General features: G+C 70.1%; 22 protein-coding genes and 1 pseudogene. 5 read left to right on the forward strand and 18 right to left on the reverse strand.

Annotated features, from left to right (window positions below; all coding sequences use genetic code 11):
• Positions 1-3: 3 nt before the first annotated feature.
• Together ACFE71_RS05805 and gltX are read right to left on the reverse strand one after the other, a co-directional pair.
• Complete coding sequence (locus ACFE71_RS05805) at positions 4-1,287, reverse strand: citrate synthase (protein ID WP_375427861.1); 1,284 nt, start codon at positions 1,285-1,287, stop codon at positions 4-6.
• A gap of 20 nt (positions 1,288-1,307) precedes the next feature.
• On the reverse strand, positions 1,308-2,714 hold the full coding sequence (gene gltX / locus ACFE71_RS05810) for a glutamate--tRNA ligase (RefSeq protein ID WP_375427862.1): 1,407 nt from the start codon (positions 2,712-2,714) through the stop codon (positions 1,308-1,310).
• A gap of 78 nt (positions 2,715-2,792) precedes the next feature.
• On the opposite strand from gltX, the pseudogene ACFE71_RS05815 reads away from it, so the two are divergent.
• Positions 2,793-4,280: pseudogene (locus ACFE71_RS05815) on the forward strand (ComEC/Rec2 family competence protein); the annotation flags it as partial.
• A 559-nt stretch (positions 4,281-4,839) separates the two neighbouring features.
• Here the strand turns inward: ACFE71_RS05815 and lexA are convergent.
• The 8 genes from lexA to ACFE71_RS05855 all read right to left on the reverse strand — a co-directional run bounded on the left by lexA (position 4,840) and on the right by ACFE71_RS05855 (position 10,928).
• Positions 4,840-5,493, reverse strand: a complete 654-nt coding sequence (lexA, locus tag ACFE71_RS05820) for a transcriptional repressor LexA (RefSeq protein WP_375427863.1) — start codon at positions 5,491-5,493, stop codon at positions 4,840-4,842.
• A 68-nt stretch (positions 5,494-5,561) separates the two neighbouring features.
• The gene (gene glp, locus ACFE71_RS05825) at positions 5,562-6,752 is read right to left on the reverse strand and encodes a gephyrin-like molybdotransferase Glp (RefSeq protein ID WP_375427864.1); all 1,191 of its coding nucleotides are present in this window, start codon (positions 6,750-6,752) and stop codon (positions 5,562-5,564) included.
• Positions 6,753-6,765: 13 nt separating this feature from the next.
• Positions 6,766-7,509 (reverse strand): fatty acid desaturase, encoded by a 744-nt coding sequence (locus tag ACFE71_RS05830; protein WP_375427865.1) that lies wholly within the window; start codon positions 7,507-7,509, stop codon positions 6,766-6,768.
• The gene (locus ACFE71_RS05835; RefSeq protein WP_375427866.1) at positions 7,506-8,006 is read right to left on the reverse strand and encodes a beta-carotene hydroxylase; all 501 of its coding nucleotides are present in this window, start codon (positions 8,004-8,006) and stop codon (positions 7,506-7,508) included. The genes ACFE71_RS05830 and ACFE71_RS05835 overlap by 4 nt, the downstream gene beginning before the upstream one ends.
• A gap of 87 nt (positions 8,007-8,093) precedes the next feature.
• The gene (moaC, locus tag ACFE71_RS05840; protein WP_375427867.1) at positions 8,094-8,561 is read right to left on the reverse strand and encodes a cyclic pyranopterin monophosphate synthase MoaC; all 468 of its coding nucleotides are present in this window, start codon (positions 8,559-8,561) and stop codon (positions 8,094-8,096) included.
• Positions 8,558-9,340, reverse strand: coding sequence for an indole-3-glycerol phosphate synthase TrpC (gene trpC / locus ACFE71_RS05845; protein WP_375427868.1), 783 nt, complete (start codon positions 9,338-9,340; stop codon positions 8,558-8,560). The genes moaC and trpC overlap by 4 nt, the downstream gene beginning before the upstream one ends.
• Positions 9,337-10,332: an anthranilate phosphoribosyltransferase gene (trpD, locus tag ACFE71_RS05850; RefSeq protein WP_375427869.1), complete on the reverse strand. Its 996-nt coding sequence runs from the start codon at positions 10,330-10,332 to the stop codon at positions 9,337-9,339. The genes trpC and trpD overlap by 4 nt, the downstream gene beginning before the upstream one ends.
• A complete protein-coding gene (locus ACFE71_RS05855; RefSeq protein ID WP_375427870.1) occupies positions 10,329-10,928 on the reverse strand; it encodes an anthranilate synthase component II in 600 nt (199 codons plus the stop codon). Before ACFE71_RS05855 ends, trpD begins: the two co-directional genes overlap by 4 nt.
• A 97-nt stretch (positions 10,929-11,025) precedes the next feature.
• Between ACFE71_RS05855 and ACFE71_RS05860 the strand changes: the two genes are divergently transcribed.
• Positions 11,026-11,460, forward strand: a complete 435-nt coding sequence (locus ACFE71_RS05860) for a hypothetical protein (protein WP_375427871.1) — start codon at positions 11,026-11,028, stop codon at positions 11,458-11,460.
• Between the two features lie 41 nt (positions 11,461-11,501).
• On the opposite strand, the gene trpE is transcribed toward ACFE71_RS05860, so the two are convergent.
• A complete protein-coding gene (gene trpE / locus ACFE71_RS05865; protein WP_375427872.1) occupies positions 11,502-12,986 on the reverse strand; it encodes an anthranilate synthase component I in 1,485 nt (494 codons plus the stop codon).
• A 5-nt stretch (positions 12,987-12,991) separates the two neighbouring features.
• Positions 12,992-14,929, reverse strand: coding sequence for a SurA N-terminal domain-containing protein (locus ACFE71_RS05870; protein ID WP_375427873.1), 1,938 nt, complete (start codon positions 14,927-14,929; stop codon positions 12,992-12,994).
• Between the two features lie 122 nt (positions 14,930-15,051).
• On the opposite strand from ACFE71_RS05870, the gene tpiA reads away from it, so the two are divergent.
• Positions 15,052-15,801 carry a triose-phosphate isomerase gene (tpiA, locus tag ACFE71_RS05875; protein WP_375427874.1) on the forward strand — a complete coding sequence of 250 codons (750 nt, stop codon included), beginning with the start codon at positions 15,052-15,054 and terminating at the stop codon, positions 15,799-15,801.
• Between the two features lie 240 nt (positions 15,802-16,041).
• Here tpiA and ACFE71_RS05880 read toward each other — a convergent pair whose 3' ends face one another.
• Together ACFE71_RS05880 and rimO are read right to left on the reverse strand one after the other, a co-directional pair.
• A complete protein-coding gene (locus ACFE71_RS05880; RefSeq protein ID WP_375427875.1) occupies positions 16,042-17,439 on the reverse strand; it encodes a M17 family metallopeptidase in 1,398 nt (465 codons plus the stop codon).
• Positions 17,436-18,788, reverse strand: a complete 1,353-nt coding sequence (gene rimO, locus ACFE71_RS05885; RefSeq protein WP_375427876.1) for a 30S ribosomal protein S12 methylthiotransferase RimO — start codon at positions 18,786-18,788, stop codon at positions 17,436-17,438. The genes ACFE71_RS05880 and rimO overlap by 4 nt, the downstream gene beginning before the upstream one ends.
• Positions 18,789-18,974: 186 nt before the next feature.
• Between rimO and ACFE71_RS05890 the strand changes: the two genes are divergently transcribed.
• Positions 18,975-20,075 (forward strand): anhydro-N-acetylmuramic acid kinase, encoded by a 1,101-nt coding sequence (locus tag ACFE71_RS05890; protein ID WP_375427877.1) that lies wholly within the window; start codon positions 18,975-18,977, stop codon positions 20,073-20,075.
• 16 nt (positions 20,076-20,091) lie between these two features.
• Here ACFE71_RS05890 and ACFE71_RS05895 read toward each other — a convergent pair whose 3' ends face one another.
• Both ACFE71_RS05895 and ACFE71_RS05900 read right to left on the reverse strand, forming a co-directional pair.
• Positions 20,092-20,373, reverse strand: coding sequence for a hypothetical protein (locus tag ACFE71_RS05895; protein WP_375427878.1), 282 nt, complete (start codon positions 20,371-20,373; stop codon positions 20,092-20,094).
• 419 nt (positions 20,374-20,792) lie between these two features.
• On the reverse strand, positions 20,793-21,971 hold the full coding sequence (locus ACFE71_RS05900) for a VWA domain-containing protein (RefSeq protein ID WP_375427882.1): 1,179 nt from the start codon (positions 21,969-21,971) through the stop codon (positions 20,793-20,795).
• Positions 21,972-22,051: 80 nt separating this feature from the next.
• Here ACFE71_RS05900 and ACFE71_RS05905 point away from each other — a divergent pair, with 80 nt between their 5' ends.
• Positions 22,052-22,318, forward strand: a complete 267-nt coding sequence (locus ACFE71_RS05905) for a hypothetical protein (protein WP_375427883.1) — start codon at positions 22,052-22,054, stop codon at positions 22,316-22,318.
• A gap of 4 nt (positions 22,319-22,322) precedes the next feature.
• Here the strand turns inward: ACFE71_RS05905 and ACFE71_RS05910 are convergent, their stop codons facing one another.
• Positions 22,323-23,177 carry an AAA family ATPase gene (locus tag ACFE71_RS05910; protein ID WP_375427879.1) on the reverse strand — a complete coding sequence of 285 codons (855 nt, stop codon included), beginning with the start codon at positions 23,175-23,177 and terminating at the stop codon, positions 22,323-22,325.
• A 78-nt stretch (positions 23,178-23,255) separates the two neighbouring features.
• Positions 23,256-23,536, reverse strand: a 281-nt coding sequence (locus ACFE71_RS05915) for a DUF6975 family protein (protein ID WP_375427880.1), incomplete at its 5' end; no start/stop codon positions are given.

A 23,536-nucleotide genomic window follows, 5' to 3' on the forward strand; every position in this document is an offset into this window, starting at 1 on the left:
TCGTCAGCGCTCGCCGACGGGAAGGTAGGCGCGCCGCGTCGGCCCGGCGTAGAGCTGGCGCGGGCGACCGATCTTCTGGTCGGGATCGGTGATCATCTCGTTCCACTGCGCGACCCATCCGACCGTCCGCGCCAGCGCGAACAGCACGGTGAACATGGACGTCGGAAATCCGATCGCCGACAGGATCACGCCCGAATAGAAATCGACGTTGGGAAACAGCTTCTTCTCGACGAAATACGGGTCGGAAAGCGCCATTTCCTCCAGCTGGAGCGCGACGTCGAACACGGGGTCGGACACGCCCAGCTCGCCCAGCACCTCGCGCACCGTCTGCTGCATCACGGTCGCGCGCGGGTCGTAGTTCTTGTAGACGCGGTGGCCGAATCCCATCAGGCGAAACGGGTCGTCCTTGTCCTTGGCGCGCGCGATGAACTCGGGGATGCGATCGGGCGTGCCGATCTCGCGCAGCATGTTGAGCGCCGCCTCGTTCGCGCCGCCATGCGCCGGGCCCCACAGGCACGCGATGCCGGCCGCGATGCAGGCGAACGGGTTCGCGCCCGACGATCCCGCCAGCCGGACGGTCGACGTCGACGCGTTCTGCTCGTGATCGGCATGAAGGATGAAGATGCGGTCCATCGCCCGCTCGACGATCGGGTTCACCTCGTACGGCTCGGCCGGCACGCCGAACGCCATGCGCAGGAAGTTGCCGGTGTAACTGAGCGAATTGTCGGGATAGAGGAACGGCTGACCGACTGAATATTTGTACGCCATCGCCGCGATCGTCGGCATCTTGGCGAGCAACCGGTGGCTAGCGATCGTGCGTTGTATCGGATCGTGGATGTCGGTCGAGTCGTGATAGAAGGCGGACAGCGCGCCGACGACGCCGCACATGATCGCCATCGGGTGCGCGTCGCGGCGGAATCCCCGAAAGAACGTCGCGAGCTGCTCGTGGACCATCGTGTGGCGCGTGATGGTGTTGGAGAACGTCGTCAGCTCGGCCGCGCTGGGCAGTTCGCCGTTGAGGAGGAGATAGGCGACCTCCATGAAGCTCGACCGCTCGGCCAGCTCGCCGATCGGATAGCCGCGATGAAGCAGCACGCCCTCGTCGCCGTCGATATAGGTGATCGTCGACCGGCAGCTCGCCGTGGAGGTGAAACCGGGATCGTAGGTGAAGTTGTCGGTCTGCGCATACAACTTGCGAATGTCCACCACATCCGGCCCCACCGTCCCCGACAGGACCGGGTAGTCGAACTGCTTGCCGCCGAGGTCGAACTTGGCCGTGTCGCTCATTCCCGTAACTCCCAAATTGTTCAGGCGGCCATCCGGTCCGCGATCCGCGCCAGGCTCTCCTCCCGGCCGAGCAGGACCAGGACGTCGAAGATGCCGGGCGACGTCTTGCGGCCCGTCAACGCGGCGCGTAGCGGTTGGGCCGCCTGGCCAAGCTTGACGCCCCGCTCCTCGGCCATCCTTCGCACAGCGCCTTCCAGCGTCTCCGTATCCCAGGATGGCGCGGCGTCAAGCGCGCCGTGTAGCGCGGCGAGAAGGGCGGGGGCGTCGCCGGCGAGCAGGCCCACCGCCGCCTCGTCCGGCTCGATGGGGCGGACGGCGAACAGGAAGCGAGCACCCTCGGCCAGGTCGTTCAGGTTGGCCGCACGGACCTTAAGCACCGGCATCGCCCGCGTCAGGAGGTTCGTGTCGTTCATCCCGATTCGGGACGCGACGAGGGCCGCCAGCCGCGCATCATCCGCCTGGCGGACGTAGTGGCCGTTGAGGTTGTCGAGCTTTTTCCCATCGAAGCGGGATGGCGACTTGCCGACCGCGTCCAGGTCGAACCAACGCACCGCGTCCTCGCGCGCGATGATCTCGTCATCGCCGTGACCCCAGCCGAGCCGAAGCAGGTAGTTGCCTAACGCTTCGGGCAGGATGCCGAGTTCGTCGCGGTAAGCCTCGATCCCGACCGCGCCGTGGCGCTTGGACAGCTTGGCCCCGTCGGCGCCGTGGATCAGCGGGATGTGCGCATGCACGGGTTTGGGCCAATCCATCGCATCGTAGATCGGCGATTGGCGGAACGCGTTGTTGAGATGGTCATCGCCCCGGATCACGTGCGTCACGCCCATGTCGTGATCATCCACGACGACCGCGAGCATATAAGTCGGCATGCCGTCCGACCGCAGCAGGACCATGTCGTCCAGCTCGATATTCTGGACGGTGACGGAGCCCTGCACCCGGTCGTCGATCGTCGTCGCTCCTTCACGCGGAGCTTTCAGCCGAACGACGAAGGGCTGGCCGGCGGGACCGTCGGCTACGTCGCGGTCGCGCCAGGGGCTGCGGATGCGTAGCGGCTGCTTGGCGGCTTCGGCTTCGGCGCGCTGGGCCGCGATCTCGTCGGCGGTCATGTAGCAGCGGTAGGCGTGTCCGTTTGCAACCATCGCCCGCGCGATCTCCGCATGGCGGGCGGCGCGCTCGAACTGGAACACCGCGTCGCCGTCCCAATCGAGGCCGAGCCAGCGCATGCCGTCGAGTATCGCGTTGATCGCGTCCTGGGTCGAGCGCGCGCGGTCCGTGTCCTCGATCCGGAGCAGGAATTCACCGCCGTGCCGGCGCGCATACAGCCAGTTGAACAACGCCGTGCGCGCGCCGCCGATATGCAGATACCCGGTGGGCGACGGCGCGAAACGCGTCACCACACGGCCCGTCGTCGATATGGTTGCGCTCAAGCGCGAGGACTCCCAGGATGCCCGGCGATGGCCAGTTCCGCCGCCCGCGCGCCTAGCATGCGTCCATCCCGGCGAACAATGGGCGAGTGGGCGGGCCGGGCGAACGCGGCGACCGAGCGCAAGCTGGAGGCCGAGCGCGAGCAGCTGCCGCTATGGACGCCGGTGGCAGTCCTGGCGGGGGTGACGGCCTGGTTCCTGTTGCTCGACGAGCGCGCCTGGGGGGCGGTTCTCCTGCTCCTGGTCTCGGTCGCCGGGCTCGGTACGGTCTTCGCGCGGGGCGGCCGCGCGCCGCTGGTCGTTGTGGTCGGCGCGCTGGCGATGGCGAGCGGGCTCGCGCTGGTCTGGTGGCGGGCCGAGCGGGTGGCCGCGCCCGTCCTGACGCGGCCGACGATCGCCGCGTTCACCGCCGCGGTCGAGCGGGTCGAGGCGCTGCCGGCGCGCGAACTCGTCCGGCTGACGCTCGCCCCGGTCGGCGCGTCGGGATTGCCGCCGCGCGTCCGGGTGAACCTGGCCCAGGCCGACGCGCCCGCCCGGCTGACGCGCGGCGCGGTGGTGCGCCTGCGCGCGCGGTTGATGCCGCCGCCCGAAGCGGCGTTGCCCGGCGCGTATGACTATGCGCGCGTCGCCTGGTTCGCCGGTGTCGGCGCTACCGGGCGCGGCTTCGCGCCGGTGACGGTCGTGCGCGCGGGGGAGGGCGCATCGACCCTGCGCGAACGGCTCACCCGACATATCGAGGGCCGGTTGGACGGGAGCATCGGCGGGATCGCGTCGGCGCTGGCGACGGGCGACGAGGGCGCGATCACCGAGGATGATGCGGAGGCCATGCGCCGGGCGGGGCTCGCGCACCTGCTGTCGGTCAGCGGGCTGCACATCACGGCGGTGGTCGCGGCGACGATGGTCGTCACCCTGCGCCTGCTCGCGCTCAGCCCACGGCTGGCGCTCACCTTGCGGTTGCCGGTGGTCGCGGCCGGCGCGGGAGCGGTGGCCGCGATCGGCTACACCTGGCTGACGGGCGGAGAGGTGCCGACGATTCGGTCGTGCGTCGCCGCGTTGCTGGTGCTGGCCGCGGTCGCGCTCGGGCGCGAGGCGCTGACGCTCAGGCTGGTCGCGGTCGGCGCGCTGTCGGTGATGGTCGTTTGGCCGGAGTCGGTGGCGGGACCCAGTTTCCAGCTGTCATTCGCGGCGATCGTCGCGATCGTCGCGCTGCACGAGCATCCGCTGATGCGCGCCTGGTCCGCGCCGCGGGAGGAGGCGTGGCACCGACGGCTCGGGCGAAGCGTGATATCGCTCCTGCTCACCGGCGTCGCGGTCGAGATCGCCCTAATGCCGATCGCGGTGTTCCATTTCCACAAGGCCGGGCTCTACGGCGCGCTCGCCAACATCGCGGCGATCCCGTTCACGACGTTCGTCATCATGCCACTCGAGGCGGCCGCGTTGCTGCTGGACGCGGTCAGGCTCGGCCGGCCGGCGTGGTGGCTGGTCGGTCACGCGATCGGGCTGTTGCTGGCGGGTGCGCGGTGGATCGCGGCCGTGCCGGGCGCGGTGGCCGCGCTCCCGGCGATGCCGACGGGCGCATTCGCGTTGATGGTCGGGGGCGGGCTATGGGTCGCGCTGTGGCGGACGCGGTGGCGGCGTTGGGGCTTGGCGCCGGTGCTGGCGGGCGGCGCGTGGGCGCTGGGCGTCCCAGCGCCCGACCTGCTGGTGACAGGGGACGGGCGGCACGTGGCGGTGCGGCTCCAAGGCGGTCGGCTGGCCATGCTGCGCGACCGGACGGGCGATTATGTTCGCGACATGCTGGCGGAGAATGGCGGCGTGGACGGCGAGCCGATGCTCCTAGCCGAACAGACGGAGGCTGCGTGCAACCGCGATCTTTGCACGGTGCGGGTCGACGGCCACCGGATCGCGGCGACGCGTAGCGCGTATCTGATGCCGATCGACGACACGACCACATTATGCCGCGAAGTCGACATCATCATCAGCGAGCGGCGACTGCCCCGAACCTGTCGCCCGAAATGGCTGAAGCTCGACCGCCCGGTGTTGGAGCGGACCGGCGGACTGGCGATCGACCTGACGTCCGGACGGATCGCGACCGTCAGGACGCCGGGCGACCGGCACCCGTGGCGGATCATTCGTAGCGGCGAAGGATACCCGACAGGCGGCCCTGCACACGTACCTGAGCGGGCGCGTAACGCTGCGGATCGTAGGCGCGATTGGCGGGATCGAGACGCACCATCGCGCCCTCCCGGCGGAAATATTTAAGCGTCGCCTCCGAGTCCTCGATCAGCGCGACCACGATCTCACCGTCGCGCGCGTCCTCCGTCCGGCGGATCAGCGCATAGTCGCCGTCGAGGATACCCGCCTCGACCATCGAGTCGCCCGACACCTCCAGCGCGTAATGCTCGCCCTGGCCAAGCAGCGCGGCGGGAACGGGAAGCATCGTCGACCCCTCGAACGCCTCGATCGGAACACCCGCGGCGATGCGGCCGTGCAGCGGAATCTCGACCACGTCGTTGGCGGGCTTGGGCGGCGTCGTCGCCTTGGCACGGACCGGCTTCTTCTCCACGCGCTCGGGCATGCGCAGGATCTCGAGCGCGCGGGCACGGTTAGGCAAGCGGCGGATGAACTGGCGCTCCTCGAGCGCGGATATCAGACGGTGGACGCCCGACTTGGATTTCAGGTCAAGCGCGTCCTTCATCTCCTCGAACGAGGGCGAGATGCCCGTATCGTTCAGCCGGTCGTTGATGAAGCAGACGAGTTCGTGCTGCTTGCGCGTGAGCATGGTGGTCCTCCGCTGGGAACAAACTCTCAGAACAGACTGGGAACCAATATGGAACGTGAAACCCGATGTCAACCGATGTCTAGGACTTCCGCCGAGTCGCCGGCCTTGGCGGTGGGCGCATACGGCGCGCGGACGATCAGGCAGTTCGATCGCGCCAGCGTCAGCAGCATCGAACTGTCCTGGATGATGGATGCGAAGACGCGCCCCTCCCGGTGCTCGGCGCGCAGATAATCGGCGCGCCCGTCGTTCGCCGGCAAATCCTCGCCCAATAACGCGACCGTCGTCCGGGGCAGCGGGTTGGCCGCGCCCGCCAACCGCGCGACCGCCGGGCGGACGAACAGCAGCGCGGTGACGAACGCTGAGACGGGATTGCCCGGCAATCCCAGCACGACCGCGCCGCCCAGGCGGCCCGCCATCATCGGCTTGCCGGGGCGAAGCGCGACGCGCCAGAAATCGACGGCGCCGCCCGCGGCTTCCAGCGCCGGGCGGACGAGATCGTGATCGCCGATCGAAGCGCCGCCGGTGGTGACGATTAGGTCGGCGCGGATGTTGGCGAAGGTATCGCGCATCGTGGTCACGTCATCGGCTAGTATGCCGAGATCGACGAGCTCGACGGGCAGGTCGGCAAGCAGCGCGGCGAGCATGACGCCGTTCGATTCCGGCAGTTTGCCGGGTGATCCTGCGACGTCGTAGGAACCGGGCGCCGCAAGCTCGTCGCCAGTGGCCGCGACCGCGACGCGGACGGGCCGGTGGACCGGGATCGTCGCGTGTCCCCCGATCGCCGCGACCGCGATGCGGGCCGGAGTGATGCGCGCGCCAGCCTCGATGAGGAGGGCGCCCTCACGGAAGTCGAGCCCGCGCGCGCGCGTGTTGCCGCCCGCGCGCGCGGGACCATCACCGGTCAGGCCGAGCGTGCCGCCGTCGCGGGCGGCATCCTCCTGGATCAGCACGGTGTCGGCGCCTTCGGGCATCGCCGCGCCGGTGAAGATGCGCGTCGCCTGTCCGGGCGTGACCGCGCCCGCGAAGGGCCGCCCGGCCGCGCTTTCGCCGACGACATCCCATGGACCGGGGAGGTCGGCGAAGCGGATGGCGTAGCCGTCCATCGCCGATAGATTGGTCGCGGGCTGAGTGCGGAGCGCGTGGATATCCTCGGCGGCCCAACGCCCGGCGGCCTGCGCCAGGGACACACGCTCGGTCGCGACGGGTCGGGCCTGCGCGAGCAGGCGGGCCTGCGCCTCAGCGACGGGGAGAAGCGTCACGGAACGCCTACCGTCAGGCGTGCGCCGATCCGCGCGCGCGCCGCCGCCCGGGCAGCGCCCACCACGGCGTGTTCGGCGACAGGTGATGCTCGTGATGATAACCGCCGAAGTGATAGCAGGTCAGGAGCGACAGCAACGGCCCGATCCGCGTCGATCGCGCGCGGTGGCGGTCGGCGAAGGGTTCGTCCGCATGCCGGTGCGGTAGATAGGTGCCGAACAGGAACAGCTGACCCAGCGCGAGAAGCGCCGGGACCGCCCAGAACACGACGATGTTCCCGAGCGACGCGCCGAGCACCAGCGTATAGATAAGCGCGACGGCGGTGATCCGCGCGATCTGGGCATGGCTGTAATAACTCCGAAAGAACGCCGCGAACCAGCGCGGCGCGGAGCGCGGATGGTCGGCGCTGAAGTCCGGATCGTCCGCCGTCCCGACATGACGGTGATGCAGATGGTGCTTCGGCTCGAGCCGACCAAAGGACAGCCCGGCATATAGCGCGAGCGAGGCGATCCCGACCGCGCGGTTGACGCGGGGCCGGCCCGGCGCGAGCGCGCCATGCATCGCGTCGTGCGCGACGATGAACAGCCCCGTGCTCAGCCAGGCCTGGACCACCACGAGCACCGCCGCGAGCGGAATGCTTGCCGGTGTCCACCTCCAGAAGAAGATGCCCGCGACATGGATGGCCAGCCACACGCCCGTGATCAGTGTGGCGAGCGTCAGGCCGATACGGGTCTGACGCCGCTTGTCCGCGGTCGTCACCGCGCGTCGCCAGTCTCGGCCATGCGCGTCCGTCCCTTACCCGCGCGTAGCTGCGCCTTCAGTCGCGCCGGCGAGGGCGCGAAGATGAACCCGTGGCTGACCGTACCGTCGCGGCCGACCACCGCATGATGCAGCCGGTGCGCCTGGAGCAGTCGTTTGGCATAACCCCGCTTGGGCACCCATCGAAACCCGAACCGCTGATGCACCAGCATGTCGTGAACGAAGAAATAGACCAAGCCATAGACGGTGATGCCCAGCGCCGCCCACCAGACGCGCTCGAACCAGATACCCGCCGTGAACATCGCGGTCACGACGACGGAGAAGACCACGGCATAGAGATCGTTCTTTTCATACAGCTCGTCGTGCGGCTCGTGATGCGACCGGTGCCACCCCCAGCCGAGCGGCCCATGCATGACCCACCGATGCGTGCCCCAGGCGAAGCACTCCATGAACACGACCATGCCGACGACCCAGGCGGCCTTTTCAACCCAGCTCATGCGCGAACCTTTCCACCACGCCATGATAGGGGCTGCGGAGCCGAACTGCGAGGGCGGACTTGCCCGCACCCACTGCGCACCGGGCCGCTAGGCGGTCCAGTTCCCCGAGCGCCCGCCCGACTTGGCGAGCAGGCGGACGCCGTCGATCGTCATCGCCCTGTCCAGCGCCTTGGCCATGTCGTATATCGTGAGCAGCGCGACCGAGACGGCGGTCAGCGCCTCCATTTCTACGCCGGTCTTGCCGTCGGTGGCGACGGTGGCCGTCGCGGTCACGCCGCCCTCGTCGATCGTCAGATCGAGCCTCACGCTCGTGATCGGCAACGGATGGCAGAGCGGGATGAGGTCGCTCGTCCGCTTGGCCGCCATGATCCCCGCCACGCGCGCGACCGCGAGCACGTCGCCCTTCGCCACCGCGCCCGCGCGGATCGCGGCGGCGGCCTCGGGCGACATGGCGATGCGGCCGGTGGCGATGGCCTCCCGCGCGGTGACCGCCTTCGCGCCCACATCGACCATGCGCGCCCGACCCGCCTCGTCGAGATGCGTGAGCCCGCTCATCCGACCAGGGTCCGGGTCGCGGCGGCGATGTCGGGCGCGCGCATCAACGCCTCGCCGATCAGGAAGCACCGGATGCCGTGCTCCGCCATCGCATCCAGGTCGGCGCGCGTGGTCAGGCCGGACTCGGCGACGAAGGTGCAGCTCCCCGAGGCGTGCGCGACGAGTTCGTAGGTGCGCGCGAAATCAACCGTGAAATCGCGCAGGTCCCGGTTGTTGACCCCGATCAGGCGCGATCGGAGCCGCGCGGCGCGGTCCATCTCGGCGCGGTCGTGGACCTCGATCAGCACGTCCATGCTCGCCTCCAGCGCGGCGCGCTCGATCTCGGCGGCGGCCCCGTCGTCCAGCGCCGCCATGATGAGGAGCACCGCGTCCGCGCCGAGCGCGCGCGACTCGGCGACCTGCCAGGGATCGACCAGGAAATCCTTGCGGATCGCGGGCAGGGCGACCGCCTCGCGCGCGGCGACCAGATACTCGTCCGCGCCCTGGAAATGTTCGACATCGGTCAGCACCGACAGGCACGCGGCGCCGCCTTCCGCATAGGCGCGGGCATGCGCGGGCGGATCGAAATCGGCGCGGATCACGCCCTTGGACGGGCTGGCGCGCTTGATCTCGGCGATGAGCGCGTAGCCGTCGGCGCTGCGCCGGTCGAGCGCCGCCTTGAACCCGCGCGGTGGAGCCTGCGCGGCGATGCGGCGGTCTAAGTCGGACCGAGTAGTAGCCGCCTTGCGCGCGGCGACCTCTTCGCGCTTGGTCGCGAGAATGCGGTCGAGGATTGTCACGGATAGGCGATCCAGGCATCCAGCAACCGCGCCGCGCCGCCTTCATCGATTGCTTCCACCGCGACCGCGACGCTCTCGATCAGCGTCGCGCCGCGCCCAGCGAGGAGGAGTGCGGCGGCGGCGTTCAGGAGCACCGCATCCCGGTACGCGCCCCTCGCCCCACCGAGCAACGCCCGGAGCGCGGCGGCGTTCTCCGCTGCATCGCCGCCCCGGATCGCGCTGATCGGATGACGCGGCAGCCCGGCATCCTCCGGTGTGACGCGGTCGGGAAGGGCGACCGCGCCGACGGAGACGACCCTACTCGGCCCCGCGCAGGACAGCTCATCGATTGCTTCCTCACCCGACACTACCAGCGCCGCCTCTGTCCCCAGTTGCGCCAACGCCTCGGCATAGAGCGTGGCGTAGTCGGGCCGGGCGATGCCGAGCAACTGGCGCGTGACCAGCGCCGGATTGGCGAGCGGGCCCATCAGGTTGAAGATCGTCCGTCGTGCCAGCCGTTGCCGGATCGGCTGGATTCGCTTCATCGCGGGATGGTGATTGGCCGCGAACAGGAAGCAGATGCCCAAATCGCGGAGCGACCCCTCCGCGCTCGCCCCCGCTCGCTCCATATCGAGTCCCAGCGCCTCCAGCGTGTCGGCCGCGCCCGCCTTGGACGAGGCTGCGCGGTTGCCGTTCTTGGCGACGGGCACCCCGGCCGCCGCGACGACGAGCGCGACGGCGGTGGAGACGTTCAACGTGTGATGTCCGTCGCCGCCCGTCCCGCACACGTCGATCGCGCCGGGCGAGGCGTCGATCGGAGTCATCCGTTCGCGCAAGGCGCACGCGGCCTCGGCGATCTCCAGCGCGGTTTCGCCCCTGTCGGCCAGCCGGACCAGAAACTCGCCGATCGCGCTCTCGGTCGCGCGCCCGTCGAGTATGTCGGCGAAGGCGGCGCGCGCCGTCTCGCGCGACAAGGGCGAGCTCGGGTCGGGCAGGAGCGCGAGGCTGGTCATACCGGGCTTGGCACAAGCGGATGCGGCGCGACCGCGATCCCCGCCGCGCGCAGGAAGTTCGCCAGCAGCGCGTGGCCGTGCTCGGTCGCGATCGATTCCGGGTGGAACTGGACACCGTGGATGGGCAGCTCGCGGTGCCGCACGCCCATGACGACATCGTCCGCGCGCGCGTTGACGATCAGCTCGTCCGGCACGTCGCGCACGATCAGCGAATGGTAGCGCGTGGCGTGGAAGGGCGAGGGCAGCCCTGCGAACACGCCCGTCCCGTCATGGTCGATCAGGCTGGTCTTGCCGTGCATCAGCCCACCGCGCCCGACCCGCCCACCAAAATGCTGCCCGATCGCCTGGTGGCCCAGGCACACGCCGAGCAGCGGCCGCCGCTGGTCGACGCAGCCCGCCACGAGGTCGAGGCTGACCCCCGCGTCGTCGGGGGTGCGCGGCCCCGGCGAGATCAGGAATGCGTCCGCCCCGCTCGACAGCGCCTGCCCCGCCGAGATCGCGTCGTTGCGCACGACCTCCACCTCCACGCCCAGTTCCTGGAGATAGTGGACGAGGTTCCAGGTGAAGCTGTCGTAATTGTCGATCACCAGGATCATGCGCGCGGCTTTAACGCTTCGGCGCGGACGCGCAAATCGTTTCTTGCCCGGACCCGCCCGACGCTCCAGACGTTGGGTGGTCGAGGAGATCGATCGCATGCGTACACTGGTGATGTTGGCGGCGTTGATGAGCGCCGGGATGACCCCCGGTGCGGTATCCGCACAAAGCGACGCACAGGCGGAGACCGGCCAGCCGCCACAGCGCATCCGCAGCGTCTCGATCACCGCCGGCGAGCGGTGCCCGCCCTCGACGGATACCGAGGTCATCGTCTGCTACCAGGGTGGCAATCCGTACCGCATACCGCCGGGGCTACGCGAAAGCGCGCCCAGCGCCGCCAACCAGAGCTGGGTCAACCGCGCGGCCAATATCGACCAGGTAAGCCGCGTCGCGGGCGGATTGCCCGACACCTGCTCGCCGATCGGTACCGGCGGCCAGTCCGGCTGCGCGCTCGCCGCCAATCGCGCCTACGCGGCGGACAAGCGGCAACGGGAGTTGGACGAGCGGCTGGCCCCTGGGGGCGACGACGATTAGCGCGTAACGCCACCCTCTCCCGCGAAAGCGGGAGAGGGTGCTTATTGCCCGAACCGCGCGTCGCTTGCCCGAGCCACGGCATCCCGCGCCGCCGCCAGGATCGCTCCCGCCTTCGCCTCGCACTCGCGCTGCTCGGCCGCCGGATCGCTATCCGCCACGATCCCCGCTCCCGCCTGGGCATGGATCACCCCGTCCTTCACCACGGCCGTCCTGAGCACGATGCACGAGTCCATCGACCCGTCCGGCGAGAAATATCCGACCCCGCCCGCATACGCCCCCCGCCGTTCGCCCTCCAGCTCGGCGATGATCTCGCACGCCCGCACCTTGGGCGCTCCCGACACCGTCCCCGCCGGAAAGCCCGCGAACAGCGCGTCGAGCGCATCCTTCGCCGGGTCGAGCACGCCGACGACGTTCGACACGATGTGCATGACATGGCTGTACAGCTCGACGGAATAGCTGTCGGTCACTCGGACGCTTCCCGGAACCGCCGCGCGCCCGGCGTCGTTGCGACCCAGATCCAACAGCATCAGATGCTCGGCCCGCTCCTTGGGGTCGGCGAGCAGCTCGGCGCGGTTGCGCTGGTCCTCCGCGGCCGTCTCCCCGCGCGGACGCGTGCCGGCGATCGGGCGGATCGTGATCTCCCCGTCTCGCGCGCGGACGAGGATCTCGGGCGACGAGCCGATCAACGCGAAGCCGGGCAGATCGAGATAATACAGGAACGGCGACGGGTTGATCCGCCGGAGCGAGCGGTACAGTTCGAACGGCGGCAGGGAGAAAGGCGCGGAAAAACGCTGGGCCAGCACCACCTGGAAGATGTCGCCCGCCGCGATGTATTCCTGCGCCGCCGCCGCCATCGCGCGGTAGCGATCGGGCGCGATCGCGGGGGTGTAGATAGGGTCGGGCAGCTCGGCGCGCACGGGCGCGGGCAGGGCGGTGGAGGCGAGCCGCGCCCCGACCGCATCCAGCCGCTCCTGGGCTTCCGCCACGATCGACGCCGGATCGCGCGCCGGATCGGGCCATGCCGGCGCGACGAGGTACAGCGTGTCCGCCAACCGGTCGAAGACCAGCATCACCGTCGGCCGCACGAACATCATGTCGGGCAGACCGAGCGGATCGGCCGTAGGCTCCGGCAGATCCTCGACCAGCCGCACCGTCTCATAGCCGAAATAGCCGACGAGGCACGCCAGCGCGCGCGGCAGTTCGGCGGGCACGTCGGCGCGGCACTCGGAGACGAGCCCGCGTAGCGCCTCCAGCGTCGGCGCGGGGCAGGGGGCGAAGGAGTCGCGATCGGTCAGCCACTCGCGGTTGACCTCCGCGCGACCGCCATGCGCGCGAAAGACCAGGTCGGGCGCGAGCCCCAGCAGCGAATGCCGCCCGCGCGTGGACCCGCCCTCGACCGACTCGAGCAGGAAATCGCCGCGCCCGGGCTCGAACAGCTTGAGCGCGGCGGCGACCGGCGTTTCCGTATCGGCGACCTGCCGACGCCAGACCAGCGCGGGCCGGCCTGCCCGTAGCTGGTCCGGCAAGTCGGTTATCGCGACTGCCCCTGCAGCTCGGCGCGAACACGTCCCACCGCCGCGCGGTCGACCTCGACCCCGACCGCGTTCCGCGCGGCGCGGACGAACTGTTCGCTATATTCACGGCCCACGACGCGGCCCAGATCGGCGCGCGTCGCGTCGATCAACCCCCTGTTGCCGCGCGCGTCGCCGGCTTGCACCCGGTCGAGCTTGATCACCAGCCACCCGTCGCGACCCGGCGACTCGAGCAGCTTGGCCGTGCCAGGGGCCATCGAGAAGAGCAGCGCCAGCGCGGGCTCCGTCCCGCGCGGGTTCGCGGCGATCTGCGACCGCGCGATGTCGAGCGGTCGCGGCGGGGGTAGCCGAAGTCCCGTGCTCCCGAGCGCCTGGGTCAGCGGCGCGCCCCGGCCGGCGCGCGCGACCACCTGCGCGGCGATCCCCCGCGCGATCCGGCGCGCGCGGTCGGCCAGCAGGTCGCGCGTCACCTGCGGCGTGATCGCGGCGAGCGGACGCGGCGCGGCGGGCACGACATCGCCGAGCGCGACCAGCGCGAACGAGCCGTCCGTCCCCGTCGGCACCAGCTGCGGCGCGTCGCCCGGCTCGACCGCGAACGCCGCCTGGAGGATGGGCGTTAGCGCCGGATCGGGCCGCGCGCCCGCCATGTCGGGATCGACCCCGCTCGCCAACAGCGGCCGCGTCGCCTGCGGCTGGAGCTTGCGGTCGGCGATCACCTCGTCGAACGTCGCGTTCCCCGTCAGCGCCTCGTCGATCGCCGCTTGCGTCTCGGCCAGCGCCTCGGCGGTCTTGCGCTGCGTCAATGCCGCGGCGATCTCCGGCCGCGCCTCGGCGAGCGGGCGACCGGCGGAGCGCGTCACCGCCTCGACCCGCGCCACCACGAAGCCGAGCGGCCCGCGCACCGGCCCGATCAACGACCCTTGCGCGGCGGAGAAGGCGGCGGTCGCGGCGGCGTCACCGGCGAGCGCGGCGTAGGCGGCGCGCTCGGTCGCGGCCTGCGTCGTCGCTTCCAGCCCGACGGTGCGGGCGGCGTCGGCGACGCTCGCCCCCGCCCGGATGCGCGCGGCGAGGGCATTCGCGCCGCCCTGGTCGGCGACGACGACTTGGGCGATCGTGCGCCGCTCGGCCGGCGCGTACCGGGCGCGGTCGGCCTGGTAGGCGGCCGCGATCTCCGCCTCGGTCGGCTGCGCGCGGCTTGCCACCTGCGCTGGCGTGACGACCGCGTACCGCACCGATCGACGTTCGGGCACCGTGTAGCGCGCGACGTTGCGCCCGTAGAAGGTGTTGAGCTCGATCGCGCTCGGCGGCGTTCCCGGGCCGATGGCGGATAGCGGGATGAAGCCGATCTGCCCCGCGCGCCGCTCGAGCAGCAGGGAGGCGTAGGGAAGCGCTAGCTGGGCGGGCACCTGGCTCGCGCCCACCTGCGGCGCGGTCAGCCGCCGCGCCATGAGGTCGCGCGCGATGTCGCCGCGAACCTGAGCGTCCGTCAGTCGGCGCTGCTGGAGCAGGCTTTGATACAGGTTCTGGTCGAACTGGCCGGTCGGCCCCAGCAACGCCGGTATGCTCGCGATCTCGCCGTCGATTGACCGTTTGCCGACCATGACGCCCTGCCCTTCGCCGAACGCCCACAGCGCGCGCCCGTCGACCAGCCGGTCGATCGCCTGATCCAGCCCGCCCGCGGACAGATATTGCGCGATGTCGAACGTCGGCTGGCGTTGTCGCGCCGCCTCCACCTGCGACTGGGCCGCCTGGCGCAATTCCAGCGCGGGGATGCCCACGCCGCCCACCTCGGCGACGTCGCCGCTCGCCACCGATCCGCCGACCCCCAAGTCGCTCACGTCGGCGGAGGCGAAGGCGAAGGCGATCGCGCCCAGCACCAGGAACGATACGATGATCCCCGCCCGCGACTTGGTGAAACGCCGAAAGACTTGAAGCATGGGCTGGACGCGACCGATCGTGATGTGAAGGCCGGACCCTTACGGACGCGGCCCGCGCGCATCAAGCGGGCGGTTGCGCCCGCGCCCGCGCCCGTTATCGACGAGCCGGAAACTGGAGGGGCATGGGTATGCGGCGCAAGCTGATCGCGGGTAACTGGAAGATGAACGGGAGCGTCGGCGCATTGGGCGAGCTCGACGCGATCGCGGCGGCGGCGGCCGACGCGCCCGGCGTCGACGTGGCGGTGGCGGTGCCCGCCACGCTGATCGAGCTGGCGTCCGACCGCGCGCCTGCGCTCGCGATCGGCGCGCAGGACGTGCATGACCGGCCGAGCGGCGCGCATACCGGCTGCGTCTCCGCGGCGATGGTCAAGGAGGTGGGCGCGCGCTTCACGATCGTCGGCCATTCCGAACGCCGCGCCGACCAGGGCGAAACCGACGCTCAGGTCCGCGCCAAGGCGGAGGCGGCGCGCGCCGCCGGCCTCCACGCGATCCTGTGCGTCGGCGAAACGGCGGCGGAGCGCGACGCGGGCCGGGCGGAGGCGGTGGTCACCGCCCAACTTGCCGCGTCGCTACCCGAAGGCGCTTCGGGCGACTGGCTGGCGATCGCCTACGAGCCCGTCTGGGCGATCGGGACCGGTCGTACGCCCACGGTCGCCGACGTCGCCGCGATGCACGGCGCTCTTCGCGCAAGGCTGCGAACTCTGCTGGGCGACGAGGCTGACGCGCTCCGGCTTCTATATGGCGGCTCGGTCAACGACGCGAACGCCGCCGAGCTGCTCGGCGCGGGCGACGTCGACGGCGCGCTCGTCGGCGGCGCGAGCCTGACCGCCGCCAAGTTCGTGCCGATCATCCGGGCGGCTGCGCGGCTCTGACGGGTCGACCGCGAGATCATGGTTGGTTCACGCAAAGGCGCGAAGGCGCGAAGGAGTTTAGTTCGCACGGAGACGCGGAGGAGGATGATTTGCTGCGTGAGCGGCTTTTACCATCATGGACCATCGTTTAGGTGAAGCCGCTGGCGCGGGAGGCCTGCGCGACGGTCCGAGCCCCATCTCCTTCGCGCCTCCGCGCGAACCAAACTCCTTCTCTTCGCGCCTTTGCGGCTTCGCGTGAACTCAATCCACTCCATGGACCGAGTACCGCTTCCGCAGCATCGCCCATGTCGCCCGCAGGCCGAGCGCCTCGCCCCCCTTGGGACGACCCGGCTTCGCGGCCGCCCGCCACGCGAAGGTGTCGAGATGCGCCCAGGGTATCCCGGCGGGCACGAAGCGGCGCAAGAACAGCGCGGCGACGATCGCGCCCGCCATCCCGCCCTCCGGCGCGTTCTGGAGATCGGCGATGTCGGACTTCAGCATCGCGTCATACCCGTCCCAAAGCGGCAGCCGCCATAGCGGATCCCCCACCTCCATCCCCGCCGCGAGCAGGTCGGCCGCGAGCGCCTCGTCATTGGCGAAGATCGCGGGCAGCTCCGGCCCGAGCGCGACCCGTGCCGCCCCAGTCAACGTCGCGAAATCGAGGATCAGTTCGGGCGAGCCCTCCACCGCCTTGGCCAGCGCGTCGCCCAGGATCAGCCGCCCCTCCGCGTCGGTATTGGTGTTCTCCACGGTCGGCCCCAACCGCGACCGGAGCACGTCGCCCGGCCGGAAGGACGACGCCGACACCGCATTCTCGACCGCTGGCACCAACAGATGCAGCCGCACCGGCAACCCCGCCGCCATCACCAGCCGCGCCAGCGACAAGGCGTGCGCCGCGCCGCCCATGTCCTTCTTCATCAACCGCATGCCCACCGACGGCTTGATGTCGAGCCCGCCCGTGTCGAAGCACACACCCTTACCCACCAGGGCTACGCGGGGGTGCGCCGGGTCGCCCCATTCCAGCTCGATCAGCCGCGGTGCGCGCTCGGGCGTCGCCGCCTGACCGACGGTGTGGATCATCGGATAGCCCTGCTCCAGCAGGTCGCCGCGCGTGATCGTCGGCGCTGCCCCGAACTCCAAGGCAAGTGCCTCGGCCTCCGCCTCCAGCTCGGTCGGCCCTAGATCGGCGGCCGGCGTATCCACCAGATCGCGCACCCGCGCGGTCGCGTCGGCAATGCGGACCGTCTCCTCGATAGATGCGACATCCCCGGTGAGCAGCACGCGCCCGCCGACATCCGTGGATTTTCGATACCGCTCGAAACGGTGCTGCGCGAGCAGCCAGCCGAGCGCCGCCGGTCCGGGATCGCCTTCCGCCAGCCGGTACGTGCCGGGCGGCAGCGCCGAACCGCGCGAGGCGATACGCCAGGGCGAGGAGTTCGCCTCGTCGCACACCAGTAGCGCGGACCAGTCCTCCGCCGCCTCGCCGGGAAGGATCGCCGCATCGCCCGCCTTGCCGGTAAGCGTCTGCGCGTCGAGAATCGTGCGGACGCGCGGCGGCTGCCCCGTGAGCCAGTCCGCATAGTCGGTGGGCTTGACGACGTGAAGGACGCGGGCGGCCTCCCCGCGATCGGGCCGGAGCAGCGCGGCGAAGTCGGTCATGCCGCGACCCCGACCGGCGCGCCGTACAGGTCGTGCTCGTCCGCATCCTCGATCGTGACGGGCACGATGTCGCCCGCCGCCAGATGCGCCGCGTCGCGCAGGAACACCTGCCCGTCGATGTCGGGCGCGTCCGCCTGGCTGCGCCCGGTCGCGCCTTCGTCTCCCACCTCGTCGATGATGACCGGGAGGGTACGGCCGATCTTCGCCTGTAACTTGGCGGCGGAGATGGCGGCGGTGCGCTCCATCACGCGGGCGTAGCGTTCCTCCTTCAGCGTCTCGGGCACATGGTCGGGCAGCGCGTTGGCGGCCGCCCCCTCGACGGGCTCGAAGCGGAACGCGCCCACTCGGTCGAGCTGCGCCTCGTCGAGCCACTGGAGCAGATACTCGAAATCCGCCTCCGTCTCGCCGGGGAAGCCGACCACGAAGCTCGATCGGATCGCGATGTCCGGGCACACCGCGCGCCAACCGCGGATGCGTTCAAGCACCTTGGCGTCGTTGGCGGGCCGCTTCATGCGCTTGAGCACCGACGGGCTGGCATGCTGGAACGGGATGTCGAGATACGGGAGCACCGATCCCTCCGCCATCAGCGGGATGACGTGGTCGACGTGAGGGTAGGGGTAGACGTAATGCAGACGCACCCAGGGCGCGATCCGCCCCAGCTCGCGCGCCAGGTCGGTCATGCGCGGCGTCACCTCGCGGCCCTTCCAGCCACGCGGTTCGTGCCGGATGTCGACGCCGTAGGCCGACGTGTCCTGACTGATGACCAGCAGCTCCCTCGTCCCCGCCGCGACCAGCTTCTCCGCCTCCCGCAGGATCGCGTCGGGTCGCCGGCTGGCCAGGTCGCCGCGTAGCGACGGGATGATGCAGAAGGAGCACCGGTGGTTGCAGCCTTCCGAGATCTTCAGATAGCCGTAATGCCGAGGCGTCAACTTGAGTTCGGTATCCTCGACCGCTCCGCCGGGTACCAGGTCCAGATACGGCGAACGTGCGACCGGCGCGGCCGCGTGGACGGCGCTCACGACCTGTTCGTATTGATGCGCGCCCGTCACCGCCAGCACGCCCGGGAAGCGCGCGCGGATCGTCTCCGCCTCCTTGCCCATGCATCCCGTGACGATGACGCGCCCGTTCTCCGCGATCGCCTCGCCGATCGCCTCCAGACTTTCCTCCTTGGCGCTGTCCAGGAAACCGCAGGTGTTGACGAGCACGACGTCCGCGCCCTGGTAATCGGGCGACATCGCGTAACCTTCGGCGCGCAGCTTGCCCAGGATGCGCTCACTATCGACCAGGTTCTTCGGACAACCGAGCGAAACCATACCCACGCGGGGCGGTGAGGGAAGGACGGTCGCCATGGAGGTGCGCGCATGTAGGGCAAGCGGGCGGGAGTTTCCAGTTGTCGCCGCGCTACCCCACCTCGTCACCCCGGACTTGCCCCACCCTCCGTCACCCCGGGCTTGACCCGGGGTCCCGCTTCTTCTTCAGGCGATGACGAAAAGCGGGACCCCGGCTCACGGCCGGGGTGACGGGAAGGAGAATGAATGGCCCAACCAATACTCGCGATCGGCCTGATGTCCGGCACCTCGCTCGACGGCGTCGACGCCGCCCTGATCGAGACCGATGGCGAAGCGCATGTCCGCCGGATCGCCTTCCGGGGTGAGGATTATTCCGACGCCGCCCGCGCGCAGCTCGCGGAAGCGACGGCGGTCGCGCTTACCTACGACGCGCCGCGCGCCAGCCCGGTCATCGCCGCCGCCGCCGACCTGACCGCCCGCAGCCATGCGCTCGCGGTCGCCGAACTCCTGCGCGACGCCGGGATCCAGGCGAGCGCCGTGGGCGTGATCGGCTTTCACGGCCAGACGGTCGCGCACCGCCCCGATCGGGGCTGGACCTGGCAGATCGGCGACGGCGCTGCGCTGGCGAGGATGACGGGGATCGACGTGGTCGCGGACCTTCGCTCGGCCGATGTCGCCGCCGGCGGGCAGGGGGCGCCGTTGCTTCCCATCTACCACGCCGCGCTCGCGGCGGGGCTGAGCGGCCCCGTCGCGATCCTCAATCTCGGCGGCGTCGCCAACGTCACGTTGGTGGGAGCGGAAGAACTGGTCGCCTTCGACACCGGCCCCGCCAACGGCCTGATCGACAGCTGGGTGGAGACGACGACGGGTGCGCGGTTCGATAAGGACGGGCGGCTCGCGGCCGCGGGACGGGTCCATGCGGACGTGCTCGACACCCTGCTGGACCACCCCTTCTTCGACCAGCCTGCGCCCAAGTCGCTCGACCGCGCCGATTTCACGATCCAGCCCGCGCGCGGACTGTCCGCGACGGACGGCGCGGCGACGTTGACCGCGTTCACCGCCGCCGCCGTCGCGCTCGCGATCGACCGGCTGCCCGTGCGGCCGGAACGCCTGTTGATCGCGGGCGGGGGGCGGCGCAATCCGGTCATGCTGGCGATGATTGGCGAACGGACCGGTATCCGTCCCGAGCCCGCTGAGATACTCGGCTGGGACGGCGACGCGATCGAGGCGGAGGGCTTCGCCTACATGGCCGTCCGCAACCTCCTTGGCCTGCCGATCAGCTTCCCGGGCACGACGGGGGTGCCGCGCCCGACGACCGGGGGCACGCTTCACCGCGCACCCCGGTAGCGGCTGACCGCCCGCCTCAGGCGTGCTTGCGGCGCTTGCGCTTCTTCGATTTGGGTTCGTCCTTCGGCGTCAGGAGCGGGAGCAGCGCCGCGACCAGTCCGCCGACCACCGCCAGTCCGCCAACCACCATCGCCGCGACCGCGAGTGGCGTACGGTCGTCCTCGTCACGCGCGCCGGGCCCGTTCGTCGGCGCGTGCCCCACGGGCTTGGTCGCTCCGGACGCGGGCTCCGCCTTGGTCGGCTGCGGCGATTGTTCGTCGTGCGTATGCGGCATGCGGGAAGCGGGGATATGCGACATTCGAGGGTAAGCTCCTGATGAACTTGGTGACGTGGCATAACCGTCATCGAGCGGCGCGGTTCCGGTCGCGGGCGCCACCGATCGACCCGGCGCGCTTGGAACTCATATTAACGCATTGTTAACCAATCCACGATAGGAAGGTTGAAGGATTGCCGTTAGGCAACGTGCGGGGCGTAGAGGGGCGGGGATCGTTGATGGAATCCGACTTGAGGTACTATAATCGCCGGATCGACGCGGAACGGGCCGCGGCGGCGCGGGCCTTGACCGACGCCGCGCGCGATCGCCGGATGCAACTGGTCGCCAGCTACATACGAAAGCGGGAAGCGCTTACGGCCTGAACACGGCCCGCCGGTCGGGGCGACCCGTTGGCTCCTCAGTAACCCGCGTGACATGAACGAGCGACCCGGCAGCCGGTCCCGTCAACGCTTGCGCGTCAACTCGCGCATCGCGGAGTCCAGCCCCGCCAGCGTCAGCGGGTACATGCGCTCGGCCAGCAGCTCGCGCACGATCCGGACTGATTGCGAATAGCCCCATTGCGCCTCGGGCACCGGGTTCAGCCACACCGACGCAGGGTAGGTCGTGGTCAGCCGGTGTAGCCACGCCGATCCCGGTTCCTCGTTGAAATGCTCCACCGACCCGCCCGGATGCGTCAGTTCGTACGGGCTCATCGACGCATCGCCGACGAATACCAGTTTATAGTCATGGCCGAACTTGTGGAGCAGATCCCAGGTCGATGTCCGTTCGGTGAAGCGGCGGCTATTGTCCTTCCACACGCCCTCGTATGGGCAATTGTGGAAATAGAAGAACTCCAGGTTCTTGAACTCGCTCGTCGCCGCCGAGAACAGCTCCTCGCAAAGCTTGATCCAGGGGTCCATGGACCCGCCCACATCCAGGAACAGCAGCAGCTTGACCGCATTGTGCCGCTCGGGCCGCATCACGACGTCGAGCCAGCCCTGGCGCGCGGTGCCGTCGATCGTCGCGTCGATGTCCAGCTCGTCCGCCGCCCCCTCGCGCGCGAAGCGGCGTAGGCGGCGCAGCGCGACCTTGACATTGCGCGTCCCCAGCTCGCGCGTGTTGTCCAGGTTCCGGTATTCGCGCTGGTCCCATATCTTGATCGCGCGCCCTTGGCGGGACTCCCCGCCGATCCGCACCCCCTCGGGATTATAGCCCGAATTGCCAAAGGGCGAGGTGCCGCCCGTGCCGATCCATTTGGACCCGCCCTGGTGGCGCCCCTCCTGCTCCTTCAGCCGTTCCTTGAGCGTCTCCATGATCTCGTCCCACGATCCGAGCGCCTTGACCCGCTCCATCTCCTCAGGGCTCAGGTACTTCTCCGTCACCGCCTTCAGCCACTCGTCCGGCATGTCCGCCGGGGCTTGGCCGAATGTCGCGGCGACGCCCCGGAACACCTTGGCGAACACCTGGTCGAACCGATCGATCAGCCCCTCGTCCTTCACGTATGTCGCGCGGGCGAGATAATAGAACTCCTCCGGCGTCCGCTCGATCACCTCGCGATTGAGCGCCTCCAGAAGCAGCAGATGCTCCTTCAGGCTGGCCGGGATGCCCGCCGCGCGAAGCTCGTCGAGGAAGTTTAGGAACATGCCCATCCCAATGCTCCCGGCCCGCGCCGCCCGCAAGTCGAGGCGTGGACTTCGCGGCCGCGCGGGTTAAGGCCGACTTCATGGATTTCGACCTGCTCCTCCAACGCTTCTTCGGCACCGACGACATCGCCGCGCTCCCGCCCGAGCGGATCGGGGAGGGAATGGAGCGGCTGCGGCTCCAGTTCGGGCTCGAGCGGGACGAGGGCCGCCGCTTCGCGCTCTGGTGCCTCCTCTACATGCTCGGCGACGCGCCCGACGTCGACGTCGCCTTCAAGGACCCGGAGGACCGCGAGGCGGCGCGCGACTTCATGGACCTGACCGACCGCGAGCTGGAAGGCGACGACTAGCCCGTCAGCCCCGGTTCGCCTGCCGCTTGGCCATGAAGGCCAGCCGCTCGAACAGCATCACGTCCTGCTCGTTTTTCAGGAGCGCGCCGTGGAGTGGGGGGATCGCCTTGGTCGGGTCGCGGTTCTGCAGCACCTCGAGCGGCATGTCCTCGTGCAGCAGCAGTTTGAGCCAGTCGAGCAGCTCGGAGGTCGACGGCTTCTTCTTCAGCCCCGGCACCTCGCGCACATCGTAGAACAGATCCATCGCGCGGCTAACCAGCATGCGCTGGACGCCGGGAAAGTGAACATCGACAATGGCTTGCATGGTGTCGCGGTCGGGGAACTTTATGTAATGGAAGAAGCAGCGGCGGAGGAACGCGTCGGGGAGTTCCTTTTCGTTGTTGCTCGTGATCACCACGATCGGGCGCTCCACCGCGCGGACCGACTCGCCCGTCTCGTAGACGTGGAACTCCATCCGGTCGAGTTCCTGGAGCAGGTCGTTGGGGAACTCGATGTCCGCCTTGTCGATCTCGTCGATCAGGAGGACGGGCGGGGTCGGGTGGGTGAAGGCGTCCCACATCTTGCCGCGCCGGATGTAGTTGCCGATGTCGTGGACTCGCGGATCGCCGAGCTGGCCGTCGCGCAACCGCGCCACCGCGTCGTATTCATAGAGGCCCTGCTGCGCCTTGGTGGTCGACTTGACGTTCCATTCGATCAGGTCCGCCCCGACCGCCCGGGCGATCTCGCGCGCGAGCACCGTCTTGCCCGTGCCCGGCTCGCCCTTCACCAGCAGCGGGCGGCGCAGCGTCACCGCCGCGTTGACCGCGACCTTCAGGTCGTCGGTCGCGACATAGTCGGTGGTGCCCTCGAAACGCTTCATGTCATCCATCCCGTCAAGCCGTGACGGATCGATGCGGCATCGACGCCGCGCTGGCAAGCGTCAGCCCCCCCCCCGTCGTCAACCCCGGCGAGCGAGCGAGCGCGCCTCGAGCAGGCTCCAGAGCGCCCGGTGCTGGTCGAGCAGCGCCCGCGCCCCGAACAGCATCGCCCGCCGGACGGACGCGCCGTCGTCGAGCCGCTCCAGCACCGCCGCCGTCCCGTCCGCCCCCGGCAGCGCGGGCGGGGGCAGCGCCAGCCCGTACGCGTCCGCCGCTCGGTCGATCACCGCGCGGATCGCCGGCCATTCGAGCGCCAGCGCCGCCGCCGCGCCCGTCGCCACCCCGACCCGGTCCGACCGGG

Origin of the sequence: uncultured Sphingomonas sp. (genome assembly GCF_964237155.1) — a bacterium.
Taxonomy (GTDB): Bacteria; Pseudomonadota; Alphaproteobacteria; order Sphingomonadales; family Sphingomonadaceae; genus Sphingomonas.